This is a genomic window from Paraburkholderia ultramafica (genome assembly GCF_902859915.1).
Taxonomy (GTDB): Bacteria; Pseudomonadota; Gammaproteobacteria; order Burkholderiales; family Burkholderiaceae; genus Paraburkholderia; species Paraburkholderia ultramafica.
This window is the reverse complement of record NZ_CADIKK010000031.1, coordinates 12,547-33,724: the sequence shown is the minus strand read 5'-3', so window position 1 is coordinate 33,724 and position 21,178 is coordinate 12,547. Positions and strand designations below refer to the sequence as shown.

15 protein-coding genes are annotated in these 21,178 nt (G+C 65.3%); 6 read left to right on the top strand and 9 right to left on the bottom strand.

Annotated features, from left to right (window positions below):
- The first annotated feature begins 12 nt into the window (after positions 1 to 12).
- Genes glgX through treY form a run of 4 tightly spaced genes read left to right on the top strand, consistent with a single transcriptional unit; the run spans position 13 to position 9,282 of the window.
- On the top strand, positions 13 to 2,232 hold the full coding sequence (gene glgX / locus HV744_RS27270) for a glycogen debranching protein GlgX (RefSeq protein ID WP_175152479.1): 2,220 nt from the start codon (positions 13 to 15) through the stop codon (positions 2,230 to 2,232).
- Between the two features lie 47 nt (positions 2,233 to 2,279).
- Positions 2,280 to 4,202 carry a malto-oligosyltrehalose trehalohydrolase gene (gene treZ, locus HV744_RS27265; protein ID WP_175152478.1) on the top strand — a complete coding sequence of 641 codons (1,923 nt, stop codon included), beginning with the start codon at positions 2,280 to 2,282 and terminating at the stop codon, positions 4,200 to 4,202.
- Positions 4,199 to 6,403 carry a 4-alpha-glucanotransferase gene (malQ, locus tag HV744_RS27260; protein ID WP_175152477.1) on the top strand — a complete coding sequence of 735 codons (2,205 nt, stop codon included), beginning with the start codon at positions 4,199 to 4,201 and terminating at the stop codon, positions 6,401 to 6,403. Before treZ ends, malQ begins: the two co-directional genes overlap by 4 nt.
- On the top strand, positions 6,400 to 9,282 hold the full coding sequence (gene treY, locus HV744_RS27255; protein WP_175152476.1) for a malto-oligosyltrehalose synthase: 2,883 nt from the start codon (positions 6,400 to 6,402) through the stop codon (positions 9,280 to 9,282). Before malQ ends, treY begins: the two co-directional genes overlap by 4 nt.
- Before the next feature lie 87 nt (positions 9,283 to 9,369).
- Here treY and HV744_RS27250 read toward each other — a convergent pair whose 3' ends face one another.
- The gene (locus tag HV744_RS27250; RefSeq protein WP_175152475.1) at positions 9,370 to 10,713 is read right to left on the bottom strand and encodes a hemolysin family protein; all 1,344 of its coding nucleotides are present in this window, start codon (positions 10,711 to 10,713) and stop codon (positions 9,370 to 9,372) included.
- 94 nt (positions 10,714 to 10,807) lie between these two features.
- Complete coding sequence (locus HV744_RS27245) at positions 10,808 to 11,614, bottom strand: sensor histidine kinase (protein ID WP_175152474.1); 807 nt, start codon at positions 11,612 to 11,614, stop codon at positions 10,808 to 10,810.
- Positions 11,615 to 11,814: 200 nt separating this feature from the next.
- Here HV744_RS27245 and HV744_RS27240 point away from each other — a divergent pair, with 200 nt between their 5' ends.
- Together HV744_RS27240 and HV744_RS27235 are read left to right on the top strand one after the other, a co-directional pair.
- A complete protein-coding gene (locus HV744_RS27240) occupies positions 11,815 to 12,156 on the top strand; it encodes an FKBP-type peptidyl-prolyl cis-trans isomerase (RefSeq protein WP_027803023.1) in 342 nt (113 codons plus the stop codon).
- Positions 12,157 to 12,202: 46 nt separating this feature from the next.
- Complete coding sequence (locus tag HV744_RS27235) at positions 12,203 to 12,982, top strand: helix-turn-helix transcriptional regulator (protein ID WP_175152473.1); 780 nt, start codon at positions 12,203 to 12,205, stop codon at positions 12,980 to 12,982.
- Between the two features lie 99 nt (positions 12,983 to 13,081).
- Here the strand turns inward: HV744_RS27235 and HV744_RS27230 are convergent, their stop codons facing one another.
- From HV744_RS27230 to trpA, 7 genes are all read right to left on the bottom strand, one after another.
- Positions 13,082 to 14,272, bottom strand: a complete 1,191-nt coding sequence (locus HV744_RS27230; RefSeq protein WP_175152472.1) for an O-succinylhomoserine sulfhydrylase — start codon at positions 14,270 to 14,272, stop codon at positions 13,082 to 13,084.
- Between the two features lie 306 nt (positions 14,273 to 14,578).
- Positions 14,579 to 16,129 (bottom strand): amidophosphoribosyltransferase, encoded by a 1,551-nt coding sequence (gene purF / locus HV744_RS27225; RefSeq protein ID WP_175152471.1) that lies wholly within the window; start codon positions 16,127 to 16,129, stop codon positions 14,579 to 14,581.
- A gap of 165 nt (positions 16,130 to 16,294) precedes the next feature.
- Entirely contained in the window at positions 16,295 to 16,789 is a 495-nt protein-coding gene (locus HV744_RS27220; protein ID WP_175152470.1) for a CvpA family protein, read from the bottom strand.
- A 7-nt stretch (positions 16,790 to 16,796) separates the two neighbouring features.
- Positions 16,797 to 17,735, bottom strand: a complete 939-nt coding sequence (locus tag HV744_RS27215) for an SPOR domain-containing protein (protein WP_175152469.1) — start codon at positions 17,733 to 17,735, stop codon at positions 16,797 to 16,799.
- Positions 17,736 to 17,764: 29 nt separating this feature from the next.
- Positions 17,765 to 19,075: a bifunctional tetrahydrofolate synthase/dihydrofolate synthase gene (folC, locus tag HV744_RS27210; protein ID WP_175152468.1), complete on the bottom strand. Its 1,311-nt coding sequence runs from the start codon at positions 19,073 to 19,075 to the stop codon at positions 17,765 to 17,767.
- Between the two features lie 338 nt (positions 19,076 to 19,413).
- Positions 19,414 to 20,286 carry an acetyl-CoA carboxylase, carboxyltransferase subunit beta gene (accD, locus tag HV744_RS27205; RefSeq protein ID WP_175152467.1) on the bottom strand — a complete coding sequence of 291 codons (873 nt, stop codon included), beginning with the start codon at positions 20,284 to 20,286 and terminating at the stop codon, positions 19,414 to 19,416.
- 79 nt (positions 20,287 to 20,365) lie between these two features.
- Positions 20,366 to 21,178 carry a tryptophan synthase subunit alpha gene (gene trpA, locus HV744_RS27200; RefSeq protein WP_175152466.1) on the bottom strand — a complete coding sequence of 271 codons (813 nt, stop codon included), beginning with the start codon at positions 21,176 to 21,178 and terminating at the stop codon, positions 20,366 to 20,368.

The window sequence follows — 21,178 nt, the reverse complement described above, 5'->3', positions numbered from 1 at the left end:
GGGAAGGGGATCATGTCGCATGCAATGCCCGACCGGCTGCTGCCCGGCTCGCCGTATCCGCTCGGTGCGAGTTGGGATGGCCTCGGCGTGAACTTCGCGGTGTTCTCGGCGAACGCGCAGAAAATCGAGCTCTGCCTGTTCGACCCCACCGGCCGCAAGGAAATCCGCCGTTTCGCGCTGCCCGAATGCACCGACGAGGTCTGGCACGGCTACCTGCCGAACGCGCATCCGGGCACCGCTTACGGCTTTCGCGCGCATGGGCCGTATCAGCCGCACCAGGGACATCGCTTCAACCCGCACAAGCTGTTGCTCGATCCGTATGCGCGCAAGCTGGTCGGGCAGTTTCGCTGGTCGGATGCGCTGTTCGGTTATCGCGTGCATTCGAATCGCGCCGACCTCTCGATCGACCGGCGCGATTCGGCGCCGGCCATGCCGAAATGCGTGGTGATCGACGAAGCGTTCGACTGGTCGCACGACAGGCGCCCGAATGTGCCGTGGGGCGAGACCATCATCTACGAGACGCATGTGCGCGGCGCGTCGATGCTGCGTGCCGATTTGCGCCAGCACGAACGCGGCACGTTTGCCGCGCTGGCGTCGCCGGAGTTCATCGAGCATTTGCTGAAGCTCGGCGTGACCGCGGTCGAATTGCTGCCGGTCCACGCGTTTCTCAACGACCGCTTCCTGGTGGGGCGCGGTCTGCGCAACTACTGGGGCTACAACAGCGCCGCGTTCTTCGCGCCCGAGCCGTCGTATCTGAGCACGCACCGGCTCGACGAAATGCGCATTGCCGTGCGTCAGTTGCACGCGGCCGGCATCGAGGTCTTTCTCGACGTGGTCTACAACCACACCTGCGAAGGCAACGAGATGGGCCCGACCGTCTCGTGGCGCGGCCTCGACAACGCCAGCTACTATCGCCTGGTTCCCGGCGACGAGCGTCACCATATCAACGACACCGGCTGCGGCGACACGATGAACCTGCCGCATCCGCGCGTGCTGCAGATGGTGATGGATTCGCTGCGCTACTGGTCGACGGCATTCAATATCGACGGCTTCCGGTTCGATCTCGGCGTGACGCTCGGGCGCGAGCAACATGGCTTCGATCCCGGCTCGGGCTTCTTCGACGCGTTGCGCCAGGATCCGATCCTGTCGCAACGCAAGCTGATCTCCGAGCCGTGGGACATCGGCCCCGGCGGCTATCAGCTCGGCAATCATCCGCCGGGCTTCGCCGAATGGAACGACCGTTTCCGCGACACCGTGCGCCGCTTCTGGCGCGGCGACGCCGGCTTGCGGCCCGATCTTGCCGCGCGTCTGACCGGCTCGGCCGACCTGTTCAACCGGCGCTTCAGGAAGCCATGGGCCTCGATCAACTTCGTCACGTCGCATGACGGCTTCACGTTGGCCGACGTCACGGCTTACGAGCAGAAGCACAACGAAGCCAATGGCGAAGACAACAACGACGGCCACAACGAGAATTGCAGCCGCAACTGGGGCGTCGAAGGTCCGACCGACGACCCCGTGATTCTCGACACGCGCCGACGCGTGGCCCGTTCGCTGATCGCCACGCTGCTGATGGCGCTCGGCACGCCGATGATGCTCGCCGGCGACGAGTCGCTGCGCACGCAGAACGGCAACAACAATGCGTACTGCCAGGACAACGACATCTCGTGGCTCGACTGGGAGCGCGCGGCATCTCCGGACGGCCGCCAGATGACCGAATTCGTCGCGCGCGTGATCGCGCTGCGCAAACACCATCCGCTGCTGCGTGAAACGCGTTTTCTGTTCGGCGACCGTGAAGTGCTGCCGGGCCTGTTCGATGTCGGCTGGTTCGACGAACAGGGCGATCCGCTCACCATCGAAGCGTGGCAGGACCTCGAAGGCCGCGCGTTCACATTGCGTCGCGCCGGACCAGGTTTGAATGGCGAAACAGAAGTATTGTTGATGATGCTCAACGCGAATGCGGAAACGCTGCGCTTTCTGCCACCCGCCCCGCACCTGGAATGGCATGTGCTGTTAGACACTGCTGAACCGGACAGCGCGCCGCATCGGCTGGCGGTGGCCGAGGTCGAAGTGGCCGCGCACAGCCTCGTGATGCTGGCTGCGCAACCGGTGGGAGAAGCGGACTGGCAGGCGGGCTGGAAGGCCGGCCCGCAGCACGGGCCGCGGCTCCTGACGGCGCTGCCGCCCGATCCGGGTGCGCATCCGCCCAGTAGCGATACATCGCCGAGCACTTGACGCCGGGCAGCACGCGGCTCGACAGCACATACGAATGGTGAAGAATCATGTCCGAAAGTCCGATTGATCCTCACGCGCATCATCACGCACATTGCCTGCCGTTCAGCGCGCAATTGCTCGGCGCCGCGGGCACCAGGCCGCGCACGCGGTTTCGTTTCTGGGCGCCGTCCTGCAAGACCGTCCAGGTGGCAATCGAAAACGGCCCGGCGCAAGGCGCGCACGACATGACGCCCACCGGCAACGGCTGGTTCGAAGCCACCGTGGATAGTGGCGCGGGTACGCTGTACCGCTTCAAGCTCGACGGCGAGCAACCGGTGCCCGACCCCGCGTCGCGTTTCCAGCCGCAGGATGTTCACGGACCGAGCGAAGTCATCGACCCGCGCGCCTACCGTTGGGAGCACACGAGCTGGCATGGCCGGCCGTGGGAAGAAACGGTGCTGTACGAGCTGCATGTGGGCGCGATGGGCGGCTATGCGGGCGTGCAGAAGCGCTTGCCGGCGCTCGTCGCGCTCGGCGTCACCGCGATCGAATTGATGCCGTTGAACGATTTCCCCGGCAAGCACAACTGGGGCTACGACGGCGTGCTGCCGTATGCGCCCGATTCCGCTTATGGGCGCCCTGACGAACTAAAAGCATTGATCGACACCGCGCACGGTCTCGGCCTGATGGTGTTTCTCGACGTGGTCTACAACCACTTCGGCCCGGACGGCAATTATCTGCACGCCTATGCCCGCTCGTTTTTCCGTGAAGGCACGCACACGCCGTGGGGTCCGGCAATCGATTTCAGCCGTTGTGAAGTGAGCGACTTCTTCACCGACAACGCCGTCTACTGGATCAACGAATATCGGATCGACGGGCTGCGTTTCGACGCGGTGCACGCGATCGACGATCATGCATGGCTGCGCGAATTGTCCGACCATATCCGCGCCAAGGTGCAGCATGGCCGGCATGTGCATCTGGTGCTGGAAAACGAGCACAACACGGCGAGCCTGCTGGAAACGCATTTCGACGCGCAATGGAACGACGACGCGCACAACACGCTGCACGTTCTGCTGACCGGTGAATCGGAAGGCTACTACCACGCGTATGAAGACCAGCCGATCCGCCGCCTCGCGCGCGTGCTGTCGGAAGGCTTCACGTATCAGGGCGACCCGTCGCCGATTCACGGCGGCAAACCGCGCGGCGAGTCGAGCCGGCATCTGCCGCCCACTTCGTTCGTGATGTTTTTGCAGAACCACGATCAGATCGGCAACCGCGCGTTCGGCGAGCGGCTGCGCAAGCTGACCTCGGACGATGGGTTGCGCGCCGCCACCGGCCTGCTCCTGCTGTCGCCGCAAATCCCGCTGCTGTTCATGGACGAGGAATACGGCTCGACGCAACCGTTCCTGTTTTTCACCGACTACACCGGTGAACTCGCCGACGCCGTGCGCGAAGGACGGCGCCGCGAATTCGCACGCTTCCCGGCGTTCAGCGACGCACAGCGGCGCGCGCAGATTCCCGATCCGAACGACGTGACGACGTTCGCCGCGTCGTCGCCGCCCGCGCCCGGTGAAGCGCCCGCGCAAAACGATGCCGACGCGAAAGACCGTCTCGACTGGATGCACTTCTACAAGTCCGCGCTCGCGGTGCGCGCCAAGCTGATCACGCCGCGCCTGAAACACAGCAAGGCGCTCAGCGCGACCGTGCTAAGCGCAGCCAACGGCGGCGATGCAAACGCGCTGATCGCCCGCTGGAAACTGGGCGACGGCGAGACGTTGGCGGTCGCGCTGAATCTGTCGAAGGAAAGCGTCGCGTTCGACAACGTCCCCGCCGGCAAGGTGATTTTCGAAACGCCGCCGCGCGTGCGCGAGCAGATCGACGCCAGCGTGTTGCCGCCGAACGCGTTCGTCGCATGGCTGACCGGCGACGTCAGCGACTATGCGATCGGCCACGATGCTCGCATCGCGGGCCAACAGGAGCACCGCGCGTGACTACCCGACGCCACGGCGACACGATCGCCACGCTCGCCACCCGCGCCGGCTTCGAGGTGGAGTGGCGGGACGCGCACCATACGACGCAACACGTGCCCGAGAACACGCTCGCGGTGCTGCTCGAACAGATGGGCCTGCCTTGCGGCAACACCACGCAAATCCGCCATAGCACCGCTGCTTTGGACGCCGAATTGTCGGGCCGCAAATTGCCGCCGCTGATCACCGCCGAGGTCGGGCACGGTATCGCGCTGCCGCTCGCGGCGCTCAAATCAAACAGTCACTATCGGATCGAACTCGAAAGCGGCTCGATCATCGACGGTCGCTTCACGGCGCCCAAAGGCGAGGAGGCCTTGCTCGCGCCGATCGATGAGCCCGGCTATCACGCGCTCGTGATCAACGAGCAGCACGTGACGCTGGCCATCGCGCCGTCGCGCTGCTACACCGTCGACGACGCATGGCGCACGCTGCATCGCGACGACGCCGCGCCGATGCCGCCGTTGTGGGGTATCGCCGCGCAACTGTACGGCTTGCGTCGTCGCGGCGACGGCGGCATCGGCGACTATTCGGCGCTCGCGCGAATCGCCGTCGAAAGCGCGCAGCGTGGCGCGCATGCGCTCGCCGTCAGTCCGACTCACGCGATGTTCAGCGCTCAGCCGAAGCGCTTCAGTCCGTATTCGCCGTCGTCGCGCTTGTGGCTGAACGTCACGCATATCGATCCCGCCGCGGTGTTCGGCGCGGACGCGGCGCGCGCCGCGCTCGCAGCCGCACAGGCCACGGCCGCATGGTCGGCACTCGAAGACCTGCCGCTGATCGACTGGCCGAACGCGGTCACGTTGAAGCTGAAGGTGTTGCGCACGCTATACGAGCATTTCTGTGTGCACGAGCGGGCGCAGAACGCGCCGCGCGCGCTGGAATTCCACGGCTTCTGCGAGCGCGCCGGACGCGCACTCGAAGATCACGCGCGTTTCGAAGCGCTGCAAGCGGCGCAACTCGCGCAAGGCGGCAACGGACATTGGCGTCGCTGGCCCGAGGCCTTGCGCGATCCGCGCAGCCCGGAAGTGGAGACCTTTGCCGACGCCAATCGTCACGAAGTCGACTTCCATCTGTTTCTGCAATGGCTCGCCGCGAAGGGTTTATCGCACGCGCAACACGCGGCGCACGAGGCCGGCATGGCGGTCGGCCTGATCGCCGACCTCGCGGTGGGTTGCGACAGCGCCGGCAGTCACGCGTGGTCGTATCGCGACGACATGCTGCAAGGCGTGTCGGTCGGCGCGCCGCCGGACCTGTTCAATCAGGCCGGGCAGGCGTGGGGCCTCACCACCTTCTCGCCGCGCGCGATGCGCACGCAGGGCTTCTCCGCGTTCATCGACATGCTGCGCGCGGCCTTCGCGCATGCCGGCGGTATCCGCATCGATCACATTCTCGGCTTGCGGCGTCTATGGCTCGTGCCCGAAGGCGAAAGCGCGCGCCATGGCGCCTATCTGCGCTATCCGCTCGAAGACCTGCTGCGTCTGATCGCGCTCGAATCGTGGCGGCATCGCGCGATCGTGATCGGCGAGGATCTCGGCACCGTGCCGCCGGGTTTTCGCGAGCGGCTCGACGAGCACGGCATCGCCGGGATTCGCGTGCTGTGGTTCGAGGGCGCGCCCGACGGCAACGGTTTCAAGCCGCCGCGTGAGTGGGACCGCAACGCGGTCGGCACCACCACCACGCACGATCTACCGACCGTGGCCGGCTGGTGGCGCGGCAGCGACATCATGTGGCGCAACCGGATCGGTCAGACGATGGCGCGCGCCGACGGCCGTAACGCCGAGGAAGCCGCGCAGGCCGAACGCGCGCACGACCGCGCCGCGTTGTGGCGCGCGTTCCAGCAAGCCGGCGTGGCCGCGCCGCAGGTGGGCGCGCCGCCGCCCGACAGCGCGCCCGTTGACGAAGCGCTGGCGTTCGTCGCGGCAACGCCTGGGCCGCTCGTCACGTTTCCGCTCGAAGATCTGCTCGCGCTGGACGATCAGCCGAACCTGCCCGGCTCGATCGACGAGCATCCGAACTGGCGCCGCCGGATGACCTTGCCGATCGACGAGATGTTCGACGACGGCAGCTTCAACGATCGCCTGCTGGCGGTCGATCGCGCGCGCCGCGCCGCTTCTGCCGGTACTTCCGCTCCTTCTCCCACAGCTTCTTCGGAGCCTGATACGCCATGACCGTCCCGCGCTCCACGCTGCGCCTCCAGTTCCATCGAGGCTTCACCTTCGACGATGCCGCGAAGCACGTCGACTACTTCGCCGCGCTCGGCATCAGCCACCTGTACGCGTCGCCGGTCACGACAGCCGAGCCGGGCTCGACGCACGGCTACGATACCGTCGACTACACCCAGGTCAGCGCCGAATGCGGCGGCGAGGCGGGCCTCAGGCGCCTCGTCGACAAGCTGCGCGCGCACAGCATGGGGTTGGTCGTCGACATGGTGCCGAACCATATGGGCGTTAGCGGTTCGGGCAACGCATGGTGGCTCGATATCCTCGAATGGGGCCGCCACAGCGCGTATGCGCGCCATTTCGACGTCGACTGGCATTCGCCCGATCCGGCGCTGCGTGGCAAGGTGCTGCTGCCGACGCTCGGTGCGCCCTATGGCGACGAACTCGCGGCGGGCCGCATCGCGCTGGATTTCGCGGCCGACAGCGGGCGCTTTTGTATCGGCTATGGTCCGCATGTGTTTCCGGTGTGCCCGACCGATTACGCGGCGATCCTGCAAAGCGCCGAGCGCGCCGATCTCAGCGCGCTCGCGGAGCGCTTCAACGGACTGACGACGCAGCCCACCGATCAGCCGCGCGCCGCCGAAGGGCGCGATGAATTGCGCGAGTTCGTCGCGCAAAGTGGTCGTGCGGCAATCGACGTCGTGTTGCAGGCGTATGCGCCCGACGATCCGGTCACGCGTGACCGGCTGCATCGGCTGATCGAGCGGCAGCACTTTCGCCTTGCGTGGTGGCGCACTGCCTCCGATGAAGTGAACTGGCGGCGCTTCTTCGACATCTCGACGCTGGCCGGCGTGCGTGTGGAACGGCCCGAAGTATTCGACGCCGTGCATGCGCTGGTTTTTCGTCTGTATCACGAAGGCATGCTGGACGGATTGCGGATCGACCACATCGACGGTCTCGCCGAGCCGCGCGAATACTGTCAACGCTTGCGGCAGCGGCTCACGGAACTGCGCGACACCGCGCCGTATGTGGTGGTCGAAAAGATTCTCGGCCGTGGCGAACCGTTGCGCGACGACTGGCCGGTGGACGGCACGACCGGCTACGATTTCATGAACGACGTGGGCGCATTGCTGCACGATCCGGCCGGCGCCGAGCCGCTCGCGCGGACATGGACCGAACTCACCGGCCGCAGCCCGCGTTTCGCCGACGAAGCAGTGGCCGCGCGCCGCAAGATTCTCGTCGAAAACCTCCCGGCGGAACTGGATCGCGCGGCGCGCGCGCTGCATCGTATTGCCCGCGATTCGCTGACGACGCGCGACTTCACCTTCACCACGCTGCGCCGCGTGCTGACCGAACTGGTCGTGCATTTTCCGGTGTATCGCATCTATCCGCAGAACGGCTTGCGCAGCGCCACCGACAACCTCTACTTCGAGCAGGCGTTGGCGGGCGCGAGAGCGGCGCTGTCGCGCGCGGACCATGCCGTGCTCGAGCGCGTGAACGCGTGGCTCGGCGGCAGTGCCGAAGACATGCCGGGTGCACGGCCCGGCGCGCCGCAACAGCCGGCTCAGAACGGTATGCCGCCGAGTCATGCGGGTTCCTCGCGACGCAGCGCGCAGACGCTGTTTTCGCAGCTGACCGCGCCGGTCGCCGCGAAGGCGATCGAGGATACGGCGTGCTATCGCTATGGCCGTCTGTTATCGCGCAACGAAGTCGGCTCGGACCCGGGCGAATTCGCGTTGTCGGTCGAGCGTTTTCATGCGGGGAATCTGGAGCGCTCGCAGCGCTTTCCGCACACGCTGCTCGCCACGGCCACGCACGATCACAAACGCGGCGAAGACGTGCGCGCGCGGCTCGCGGTGTTGAGCGAGATCGCAGAGGACTGGGGCGCGACGTTGCGCGCGTGGTCCACGTTGAACGCGCCGCATCGGCGTGCGCTCGATGGCAAGCCGGTCGGCAGTGTCGGCCAGGATACCGGCCAAGGTTTCGGCCAAGACCGGAGCGACGCGTGGGCGCCCGGCCCCGCCGCCGAAGCGATGCTGTATCAAACGCTGGTGGGCTGCTGGCCGCCGGAGCTGCAACCGGACGACGAAGCGGGCATCAGGAAGCTGGCCGAGCGCGTCGCGCAATGGCAATTGAAGGCATTGCGGGAAGCAAAGCTGCAAACCAACTGGCTCGCTCCCGACGAAGCGTACGAAGCCGGTTGCCGCGACTTCCTGTTCGACATCCTGGCGCCGCAGCGGCGCGACGGGTTCCTGAAGGAACTGTTTGCGTTCGTCGCGCGGATCGGTCGCGCCGGGGTACTCAACAGCTTGCAGCAGACGCTGTTGCGGCTCGCATCGCCTGGCATTCCCGATCTTTATCAGGGCACCGAATTGTGGGACTTCAGTCTGGTCGATCCGGACAATCGCCGGCCGGTCGATTTCGCTAAACGCGTGGCGTGGCTCGCGCAAACGCCGCCGTCGGAATTCCTGCCGGGCTGGCGCGATGGACGTGTGAAGCTCGCAGTAGTGCAGCGAGTGCTAGCATTGCGCGCGCATTTGCCGGAGTTGCTGAGTCAGAGCACCTATCTGCCGCTCGTGGTGCGCGGTGCGCACGCGTCGAATGTGATCGCGTTTGCGCGGCGGCACGGCAACGCGTGGGCTGTGGTGGTGGCGAGCCGGCTCGCTGCCGGGTTGCTCGGCGACGACGGCGATCTGCCGATGGTCGATCCCGTGCAGTGGGCGGATACCGCGGTGGAGGTGCCGTCCGATCTGTCCGCGCGAGCGTTGTTCGACTGGCTCAGTCCGGCGGCGCCGAAGGTCGATGAGAACGGCCTGCTGTATCTGCGCGATGCGCTCGCGGCGATGCCGATTGCGATGCTGGTAGAGGACGGCGTGCCGCGCGGTTGATGCCGAGTTATTGCGGGCGGCCCGAAGGCGGTTCAAACACAGGTGCTTCAGCCGCCTTGTTTCGCATAACGACCAATCAATCGCGGCTCAACCGCCTTCGTCGTCGAAGACCTTCGGGTACACGCGCACGAGCACGATGCGCGGCCCTTTCATCTTCTTGACCACCACGTCGAAGCGGTCGAACTCCACGCGCAGTCCTTCGGTGGGCAGATCGTTGAGCGCCTGGATCACGAGACCGCCGACCGATTCGGCCTGGCCCTCGTCGATATCGATTCCCAACGCGCGCTCCAGCGACACCACCGGCAAGCTGCCCTTGCCCATCAACGTGCCGTCGTCCATGCGCGTCCAGTCGGCATCGCCCTGACGGAATTCGTCGTGAATCTGTCCGACCAAGGCGCCAAGCAGATTGTCGAGCGTCAGAAAGCCGATCGGCTTCGCATTCTTGCGGCCGACCAGCGCCAGATGCGGCGCGCCCTTGCGGAAGCGGCGAAACAGTTCGAGCGCCGGCATCTCCGGCTTCACGTATTGCACGGGCCGCACGTATCGGGAGAGATCGTCGAGCGTGCTGCCCGCCTGGCGCGCCAGCAACAAGTCCTTCAAATGGATCATGCCGGCCACGCGCTCGCCGGACGCGTCTTCGAACAGCGGATAGCGGCTGAAGCGGTGCTGCGCCACAATCTGCAGGTTGTCGCGCGTCGGCAGATCGCGCCGCAAGCCGACCATTTCATAGGCCGGGCGCATCAGGTCCGACACGGTCATGCGCGAGAAATCCAGCGAGTGCGCAATCGTGTTCCATTCGTCCTGACTGTATGCGCCGTCCGCCGAACCCAGTTCAGTCGCAACGGTGGCGTGGCGGCCGCGCAGGATCAGCTTGAGTTCCTCGGTTGAGTAATGCGAGTCGTGGCCGTGGTCGGCGTCGAGTCTCGCGAGCTTCAGCACCGCGTTGGCGCTCGAATTGAGCACCCAGATCGCCGGATACATCGCCCAGTAAAAGCTGTACAACGGCATGGCGGCCCACAGCGACACCTTCTCGGCTTCGCGAATCGCCAGCGACTTCGGCGCCAGTTCGCCCACCACGATATGCAGAAACGAAATGCACGAGAACGCGAAGAACAGCGAAATGCCGTGCACCAGCCTCTCCGATTCCACCCCGACCAGGCTGAAGAGCGGCGAGATCAGTTGTGCGAACGCGGGCTCGCCGATCCAGCCGAGTCCAAGCGACGCGAGCGTAATGCCGAGTTGACAGGCGGACAGATAAGCGTCGAGCCGCCCGTGCACCTTGGCGAGCAAACGTCCGCGCAAGCCGTGCCGCGTCGCGAGACTCTGCACGCGCGTCTGGCGCAGTTTGACCAGACCAAATTCAGCGGCGACAAAGAAACCGTTGAGGGCAACGAGAAACAACGCACCGATAAGGGCGACGACCTGGATCAAAGCAAGGGGCTCCGGCAACAAAAGTTGTCAGTATAGAAGGTGAAAACTCGATGAAAAGTTAATCGCGCACAACACAAGACCCGGGATGAAGCACCTATCTCGGCGCCATCGCGCTCAGCGGTACACGCAGCGCGAGCGTGGCGGCTTCGCCGCCGGTCGCGTCGCTTTGCTCGAAACTGCCGCCATGCGCTTCTGCGACGCGCTTGCAAAGCGCGAACACCCACGCAATCCGCTTCGCTTCACGCGGCTCACCGGCCTGCTGGCGGGCGAATGTTTCCAGCACATGTGGCAATGCCGGGTCGTTCAACGCCGCTTCGTTAGTATCGTAGGTGACGGTGGCGTGCCACGCGCCCGTGTCGACGCGCGCAGCCAGCGTGAGCGCGGCGCCTTCCGTGCTCGCTTCGACCGCGAACGTGAGCATCACCCACAACGCGGCGGCGAGACGCTCGCGGTCGCCGTTGAGCTGCTCGGTCGCGAGTTGCGAGTCGACCGTGATTTCCACGCCGCGCGGGCGCGCGAGGTTCGAGCGGACCTCGTCGACGGTTTCATCGAGCAGCGGGTGCAGCGGAAACGGCGCATAGGCGAGCGCCAGTGATCTGGTTTCGGCGCGCGTCGCGTCGACGATCGTCTCGAGCAGCTTCACCTGTTGATCCACGCCGCTGCGGATGCCGGTGACGGCGCGCTGCGCATTGGGGTCGTTCGCATCGAGCTTGCGCTCGAGCACGTACGCCCAGCTATGAATGGCATTCAAAGGGCCACGCAGATCGTGCGACACCAGCGACAGCACGTGATCGCGCATGAACAGCGCGGCTTCGGCGCGCAGACGCGCAGTGCGTTCGGATACGGCGAAGCCGGAAGGAACCGGCTGTGCGCCGGCAGCCCCGGTTGAAGACGTTGTCACGATCGAGCCCTCGCAGGCAGTGCGGGATGATTGAAGAAAACCCCATTATAGGCATGGCATCCGGTGCGGCCGGCCAGGTGCGGCCGGCCTCGCCGGACGGCCAGCTTCCACGCAATCGGTGTGCCACGCGGCAATCCTGGGCGGGGCGGCGTCAACACGCCTACAATGTCGGTTTTTACGATTTGACTGAGGAGCGACACATGTCGACTGTGACTACCGAATCCGGCTTGAAGTACGAAGACATCGTTGAAGGCACCGGCGCCGAAGCGGTGGCAGGCAAGACCGTCAGCGTGCACTACACCGGCTGGCTGACCGATGGCCAGAAGTTCGACTCGAGCAAGGATCGCAACGACCCGTTCGCTTTCGTGCTGGGCGGCGGCATGGTCATCAAGGGCTGGGACGAAGGCGTGCAAGGCATGAAGGTCGGCGGCACCCGCAAGCTGACCATTCCGCCGCAACTCGGCTACGGCGTGCGCGGCGCGGGCGGCGTGATTCCGCCGAATGCGACGCTCGTGTTCGAAGTCGAATTGCTCGGCGTCTAAGCGGTTCGTCGTTTTTGCTCGCACGCATCGTCGACGGGTCACGGCCATGAGTCACGCCGCCGTCACCGCTCCTAGCGTTTCGCTGCGCCGCTACGGCGCGATCGAAGCGTCGGACGTGCACGACTTTCACCAGGTCGTGCTCGGGCTCGACGGCGCGATGGTGATGGCGGTCGACGGTGTCGCGCAACAGATCGACGCCGGCTCCGCCTGGCTGATCCCGGCCGGTGCGCGGCACGATTACGCGGGCGTCGGCGAGAACCGCCAGTTGGTGCTGGATTTGCCGGCCGCGTCGCTGGCCGTGCCGGAACGTCTGTTCGACCGTGCACGTGCCGTGACGGTCGATGCGTCGCTCACGCAGCTCGTGCTGCGGATCGCGGCGCACGCCACCGGCGGCGCACCAGGCGACGATCTGGACAGCCGGCGTTTCCATTGGGACGCAGCCGCGCGCCTGGGCGCTGCGTTGGTGGCCGACACCGGCACGACGGCCGGCGCGCAGGCAGGCGGCGCCGGTCTCGACTTCGCGCGGATCGACCGCTGGCTGCGCGCGCATTTGTCGGAGCCCTTGCGGATCGCCGACCTCGCCGCGCATTGCGGCTTCGGCGTGCGGCGCTTTCATCAGCTCTTTATCGACGCGTTCGGCGAAACACCGCATCGCTATTTGCAGCGGCTGCGGCTCGATACGTCGATCACGTTGCTCGCGGACCCGCGTCTGTCGTTGACGGATATCGCGCTGGACATCGGCTTCGGCGATCAGAGCGCATACACGCACGCGTTCACGCGGCGCTTCGGGATGGCGCCCGGTCAGTGGCGCGCGTTGCGCCACTGAGTTTCACTGCGCGAGCCGCCTGACACGGCGGCCCGCTTTTGCCGCGGCAAGCGCTGCTGCGAGCGCCGCTGAACCTGGCGCCGTTGCATCAGGCACCACTCAACCCGCCAGACCGCGCTCCAGATCGCCGCGAATATCGCCGGCATTTTCCAGACCCACGGCAAGACGGATCAAACCTTCGCTGATGCCCGCCGCCGCGCGCGCTTCCGCCGTCACGCGGCCGTGCGTGGTGGTGGCCGGATGCGTGATGGTCGTACGCGTATCGCCGAGGTTGCCGGTGATCGAGCAGATCTTCGTGCTGTCGATCACGCGCCACGCATTCGCGCGCATTTGCTCCGGCGTGTCGCCCTTCAGTTCGAACGACAGGATCGCGCCGCCCGCCTTCTGTTGACGCATGGCCAGCGCATGCTGCGGATGCGATTCGAGCCCCGGATAGAACACGCGATTCACGGCCGGATGCGTTTCCAGCCAACGCGCGATTTCGAGCGCGTTCGCCGACTGCTTTTCGACGCGCAGCGACAGCGTTTCCATGCCCTTGAGCAGCACCCAGGCGTTGAACGCTGAGAGCGTCGGCCCGGCGCTGCGCACGAATGGAAACACCTTCTCCATGATGAATTTCTTCGAGCCGACCAGCGCGCCGCCCAGCACCCGGCCCTGACCGTCGAGGAACTTGGTGGCCGAGTGCATCACGACGTCCGCGCCGAACTTCAGCGGCTGCTGCAAGGCCGGGCTGCAGAAACAGTTGTCGACCACGAACAGCGCGTTCGCCGCCTTGGCGATCTTGCTGATCGCTTCGATGTCGGCGATTTCGGTCAACGGATTCGACGGCGTTTCGAGGAAGAACATCTTCGTCTCGGGACGCACGGCGTTTTTCCATGCGTCCAGATCGGTCGGATCGACGAAGGTGGTCGTGATGCCGAACTTGCTGAAGATCTGCGAGAACATGCCGAGCGTCGAACCGAACAGCGCCTGCGAGCTCACCAGATGATCGCCGGCCTGCAGCGTCGACATCACCACGGACATGATCGCGGCCATGCCCGACGCCGTCGCCATGCAGGCTTCGCCGCCTTCGAGCGCGGCCAGGCGGTCCTGGAACATCGACACCGTCGGGTTCGTGAAGCGCGAGTAGGTGTAGTTGTCCTCGGAGTTCTTGAAGCGCTCGGCGGCGTCCGCGGCACTCGCGAACACGAAGCTCGAGGTCAGGAAGATCGCTTCCGAATGCTCGTTAAAGTCGCTGCGCACCGTGCCCGAGCGGACTGCCAGCGTATCGAAGTTCAGGGAGTCGTCCATGTTGGTTCTGGTTTCCAATGTTCGATGGCTGCGTCCGGCGCGGTTCGCGTGTGAAGCCAAGCGCAACGCCAGACGACAGCAACAAAAAAGCCCGCTTTTGCGTCGGCATAAGCGGGCTTCATGTGCGGGGGAAAGCTGGAGCGGAGGCGGATGAGTGCGGCTTTTCCACCCTTCGCTTTAGCTGTTTCGGGTTGCCCCGCGTCCGCAAGCTGAGATCAAATCGACGCAAGCCGCCATGCTAACACGCTCACAGTGTAGCGTGGCGTGCGGCGCGCCACGCTACGGGCTCGGTCGGGCAATCCGCGCTCAACCTACCGACAGTTGCAGATGCAGTTGCGAACGCGCCGGGCTGCCGCCGTCGATCGCTTCGCTCGCGGCGTCGCGATCCGATTGCGACGACGGTGCGAGACGTGCGGTTTCGATGCGGTCGAGATACTCGGTCGTCACGTCGCCGGTCACGTAGTTGCCGTCGAAGCACGACGCTTCGAATTCCTTCAGCGCCGGGTTGATGTCGCGCACCGCCTGCTTGAGCGCTTCGACGTCCTGATAGACGAGATGGTCCGCGCCGATCATGCGCGCGACTTCGTCGTCCGTGCGGCCATGGGCGACCAGTTCACCACGCGTCGGCATGTCGATACCGTAGACGTTCGGGAATTTCACCGGCGGCGCCGCTGACGCGAAGATCACCTTGTTCGCGCCCGCATCGCGCGCCATCTGCACGATTTCGTGCGAGGTGGTGCCGCGCACGATCGAGTCGTCGACGATCAACACGTTCTTGCCCTTGAACTCGATGCCCATCGCGTTCAGCTTCTGGCGCACCGATTTCTTGCGTACCGCCTGGCCCGGCATGATGAAGGTACGGCCGACATAACGGTTCTTGAAGAAGCCTTCGCGGTACTCGACGCCCAGCTTCTTCGCGACCTGCATCGCGGCCGGACGGGACGAATCGGGAATCGGCATCACGACGTCGATCGCGACGTCGGGCAGTTCGCGCTTGATCTTCTCGGCGAGGTAATCGCCCATGCGCAGACGCACGTTGTAGACCGGCACGCCGTCGAGCACCGAGTCCGGGCGCGCGAGATACACGAGTTCAAAAATGCAGGGGTTCAGGCTCGGGCTCGTCGCGCATTGCTGCGAGTGCAGCTCGCCGTCGATGTCGATGAAGATCGCCTCGCCCGGCGCCACGTCGCGCACGAACTCGAAGCCGATACCTTCGATCGCCACCGATTCCGACGCCAGCATCCACTCGACGCCTTCAGCCGTTTCCAGCTTGCCGAGGCACAGCGGACGAATGCCGAACGGGTCGCGGAAGCCCAGCAGGCCGTAACCCGCGATCAACGACACGATCGCGTACGAACCCCGCACCCGGCGATGCACGCCCGACACGGCGTTGAACAGCGCGGCCGGATCGAGTTGCAGGCCCGAGCTGGCCAGCTGCAATTCGTGCGCGAGCACGTTGAGCATCACTTCCGTGTCGGAATTGGTGTTGATGTGACGGCGATCGATGCGGAACATCTCATCTTTCAGTTGCTGCCAGTTGGTCAGGTTGCCGTTGTGCGCGAGGATGATGCCGAACGGCGCGTTCACGTAGAACGGCTGGGCTTCTTCTTCGCTCGACGCGGAGCCGGCGGTCGGGTAGCGGACCTGGCCGATCCCGGTCGTGCCGGGCAGGCTGCGCATGTTGCGCGTGCGGAACACGTCGCGCACCATGCCGTTGGCCTTGTGCATGTGGAAATTGCTGCCGTTCGCTGTCGCGATGCCGGCGGCGTCCTGACCGCGGTGCTGCAGGAGCAGCAGGCTGTCATAAATCAGTTGATTAACCGGAGAATGGGAAACTACGCCTACGATGCCGCACATGGCATGTCCTTCAAAGGTACGAAATTCGTCGTGGCGGCCGATGCCTGCGATGGCGTTCCCCGAGGGGACTTCCTTCGGGGCGTACGCGATGTTACGCGACGGTACGCCAAGGCAACCGGTTTGCGCCGGAGTCCTGCTGTGTTCCTCTAACCGCTCGCCTGATCGTCATACACGGACGTACGCAGCAAGCGTCTCGGGAAGCAGCGGTTTCATTACGTGCACGCCCTCGACCGCATAGGGCCGAAGCAAGGCGTTGCGCCAGAATTCCTCTTTGGGCAGTTCGGTCAAGCCTGCAAGGGCGACCAGAATCAGCACCAGGATGACCCCGCGTACGAGGCCGAACATCAAACCGAGCGAGCGGTCCACGCCGCTCAAGCCGGTAGCCTGCACGATGCGGCTCAGCAGCGCGCTCAGCACGCTCGTCACCAGCACCACGCCTATCACCACCAGCGCGAACGCCAGCAGCCACTGGGTCAACGCGCCGCCGGGCCAATGGGACGGGATATACGGCACCACGTAACCGACAAATTCGCAGGCAATGAAAAACGCCGCGATCCAGCCGATCAGTCCGAATACCTCCGACAAAAAGCCACGCCACGTGCCGCGCAACGCCGACAAACCGATCACCGCCATTACAGCGTAGTCGAAGGCAGTGAACATCGCTCGCTTACTGTGCCGCGCCGTTGTTCGCGCCCGACGTCAGGCCGGCCTCGCGAACCTTCGCGATCGCGGCGGTTGCCGCTGCACGATCGGCAAACGGGCCGGCGCGCAACAGCGTGAGCGTCGTGCCATCCGCCTGCTTACGATGTTCGGTATATGCGGGCACACCCGCCGCTTTCAACTTGGTTGCCCAATTACGCGCGTTGGCGTCGTTCGCAAACGCGCCGAGCTGAACCGCGAAACGGCTGCCAGGCGGCGATGCCGGCGTGCCGGAATTCGCGTCCGCGCTGGCGGCGGTGTTCGTGTCGTCGTCGCTCGGGGCCGCGGTGTTCCCGGCGCTATGCGTGGCCGGCGTCCGGGCGGCCGGCGTCCGGGCTTCCGGCGTCCGGGCTTCCGGCTTGGTCGGCGCTGCAGGCGCAGCCGGTGCGGGGTTCGCAGCGACGGCCGGCGCCTGCGGTTTGGCCGCCGGCTTGGCCGCGGGCGTTGCGTCCACGTTCGCGCTCTGCTTCGCCGCGCCGGACTGGTCCGGCTTGGCTGCGGTCGTCGGCGCGAGGCTCGAAGCAGCCAGACCTGCTTCCGGCGTCGGGTTGTCGGGTGCTACGCCGCTCTGCGTGTCTTCGTTGGTCTTGTGCGCGACCCTCGGCGCGGGACGGTTCGGAATGTCGATGGAGATGTCGTCGGTGACGGGCTTGGGGTGTGAGTCCAACACCATCGGCAGGATGATCACCGCCGCCACGACCAGCGCGATTGCGCCGACCAGCCGACGCCGCGCCCGTTGCTTTTCCGGCAGCGTAGGGTCGAGCAGCATCGCGTCGGCATCGACGGTGCGCTCCGTGCGGCGGGTTCGCCGCTCCACGCGCTCACCACGGGCAGCCCGATTGGAACTGGTGTTTGCGCCGCGCCGGGTGGGCGCGTCGTCTTTCTTGCCGAACGAGAAAATTCCCATGAATCGCTTGGTTCGAGCCTGGCGCCCGTTCAGTGTTGCTGCGATTTACGGTAGGCCATGACGCCCGCTACCGTGTAGAAGCTGCCGAAGACGACGATTCTATCATTCTCTGACGCTCGTTTTAGCGCGTCTTGGAAAGCCTCCGCGGGCGTTGCGTAGCGCATCACGCTGCTATCGGCGCCCTCGCCCACGCCCTGCCCGCGCAATGCCGTTTCGAGTTGTTCCGCCGACGCCGCCCGCGGGGTCGGCAAATCGGTCACGCACCAATGGTCGATCTCGCCTTTCACGTGCGCGAGGATGCCGGCAATGTCCTTGTCGCGCATCGCGCCGAACACCGCGTAGGTGTACGGGAAGAAGCCCATATTGCCGAGGTTTTGCGTCAGCACCGCGGCCGCATGCGGATTATGACCGACGTCCAGCACGATGGCCGGCTTGCCGGGCAGCACCTGGAAACGCCCCGGCAGCTCCACGTTGGCAAGGCCGAGCCGGATGTCCTGCGCCGACACCGGCAAACGGTCGCGCAGCGCTTCGAGAGCGGCCAGCGCCGCCGACGTATTGATCAACTGATTTGCGCCGCGCAGCGCGGGATAGGCGAGCGCCGAACGCCGCATGGTCGGGCCGACGTAGCTCCATTGCTGGCGCTCGCTGCCCGCCTGGCCTTCGTAGCGGAAATCGCGGCCGAAGAGCCATAGTTCGGCGCCGATCTTCTCGGCATGATCGATCAGCGATTGCGGAGCGACCGGGTCCGCGCAGATCGCCGGCTTGCCTGGGCGGAAAATGCCGGCTTTCTCGAAGGCGATCTTCTCGCGCGTGTCGCCGAGATAGTCCGTGTGATCAATATCGATGCTGGTGATGATCGCGCAGTCCGTATCGAGGATATTGACCGCGTCGAGGCGGCCACCCAAACCGACTTCGAAGATCACCGCGTCCAGTCCGCGCGAAGCGAACAGGCTCATGATCGCCAGCGTCGTGAATTCGAAGTAAGTCAGCGTGACTGGTTCGGCGAGGCTCTGGCGCGCGGCTTCGACGACTTCGAAGTGCCGCAGCAGATCCGCGTCGCTCGCCATTGCGCCGTTCACCCTCGCCCGTTCGTTGAACGACAGCAGATGCGGCGACGTGTGGCAGCCGACCGTGAAGCCGGCGCGCAGCAGAATGGATTCGAGGATCGCGCACGTCGAGCCCTTGCCGTTGGTGCCGCCGACCGTGATGACCGGGCAGGCGAACGACAACTGCATCGCGTCGCGTACCTGGGAGATGCGGCCCAGACCCATGTCGATGCCGACCGGATGCGCGGATTCAAGGTGCGTGAGCCACGCGTCGAGGGTGGGGAATGTCGTCATCGAGTGAATCGCGAGTGAATCGGTTAGACAGTGTTACGAAGGTGCGCGGGCCGGGCGGCTGCGGCTGCGGCTGCGGCTGCGGCTGCGGCTGCGGCTGCGGCTGCGGCTGCGGCTGCGGCTGCGGCTGTCAGAGCGTAGCGCGCGGCACTTTATGCGCAGAAAACCGCGCGGGGCAGCCTACGCAACCACCGCTGCGTTGCGAGACCGTGATTATCCCGGAAATGACAGCGCGCCGCTTGATGACTCACGCGGCGCGCTATTTTCTTGACTGCTTTTCCGACCGCGGCCGCGCGTTTTACACGGCGCCGTGGCGGTCAATGGCTCTGTGCGGCGTCTGCTTACGCGACCGCGTCCGCCGGCTGATGGCTCAACAGCGCCATCAATTGCGCAAGTTCTTCACGCAGCTTGCGACGGTCGACGATCATGTCGACCGCGCCCTTCGTCAGCAGGAACTCGGCGCGCTGGAAGCCTTCCGGCAGCTTCTCACGCACGGTTTGTTCGATCACGCGCGGGCCGGCAAAGCCGATCAGCGCCTTCGGCTCGGCGATCACCACGTCGCCAAGAAACGCGAAACTCGCGGACACGCCGCCCATGGTCGGATCGGTCAGCACGGAGATGAACGGCAGCCTGGCTTCGGCGAGCTTGGTCAACATGGCCGTGGTCTTTGCCATCTGCATCAGCGACAACAGGCTTTCCTGCATCCGCGCGCCGCCCGAAGCGGTGAAGCAGATAAACGGCACTTTCTGTTCGAGCGCGTTCTGCGCGCCGCGCGCGAAGCGCTCGCCGACCACCGAACCCATCGAGCCGCCCATGAACGAGAACTCGAAGCAGGCCACCACCACCGGCAGCGTATGGATTGCGCCGCCCATCACGACCATTGCGTCGGTTTCGTCGGTATCGTCCATCGCCTCTTTCAGGCGCTCCGGGTACTTGCGGCTGTCTTTGAACTTCAGCGCGTCGACCGGGACGATTTCCTGGCCGATTTCGTAACGGCCTTCCGGATCGAGCAGGCCGTCGAGCCGCTCACGCGCGCCGATGCGCATGTGATGGTCGCACTTCGGGCAAACATGTAGATTGGCCTCGACGTCATTGCGATACAGCACGGCTTCGCACGACGGGCACTTGATCCACAGGCCCTCCGGAATCCCCTTGCGGCTCTTCGGGTCGGTTTGTTTGATTTTCGGCGGCAGTAGCTTATCGAGCCAGCTCATATTGAATCCTTCTGGGGTCAGCGGTCGCGCAAACGGCGGGACAAGCCCGCCGTTCACACTACAGCGACAAAAATAACTGTTATCGGGCAGTCGCGGCGCTATCGAGCGCCTCGCGCACTTCAGCGATGAAACGCGTGAGCGTCTCGGCAGCGGTGTCGGGCGCTGCCTGTTCGAGCAATTGGACGATACGGCTGCCGATCACGACGGCATCGGACACCTCGGCCACCGAACGCGCGGTTTGCGCGTCACGGATGCCGAAACCGACGCCCACCGGCAGGGGTACGCGCGACTTGATGGCCGGGATTTTACTCGCGATGCTGGAAACGTCCAGATTTGTCGCTCCGGTCACCCCTTTCAACGACACATAGTAGACGTAGCCGCTGGCAATCTTGCCGACTTCCGCGACGCGCTCATCCGTCGAGGTGGGCGCGAGCAGAAAGATCGGATCGATACCGGCAGATCGCATCTGTTCGGCGAAGTTAGTACACTCTTCCGGCGGGTAGTCGACAACCAGCACGCCATCGACGCCGGCCTCTTTGGCGGCTTTCGCGAACGCTTCAGTACCCATCCGTTCGATCGGATTGGCGTAGCCCATCAGCACCACCGGCGTTTTATCGTCGGTTTCGCGGAAACGCTTGACGTCGGCGAGCACATGACGCAACGACACACCGTGCGCCAAGGCACGCTCGGACGATTGCTGGATCACCGGGCCGTCGGCCATCGGGTCGGAAAACGGCACACCGAGTTCGATCACATCCGCGCCGCCGGCGGCGAGCGCGTGCATGAATTCGACCGTGCGCGTCGGGTCCGGGTCGCCGGCCGTCATGAACGGAATCAGGCCTTTCTTACCTTGGGCGGACAGCGCGGCAAACGTGTTCTTGATACGGGACAT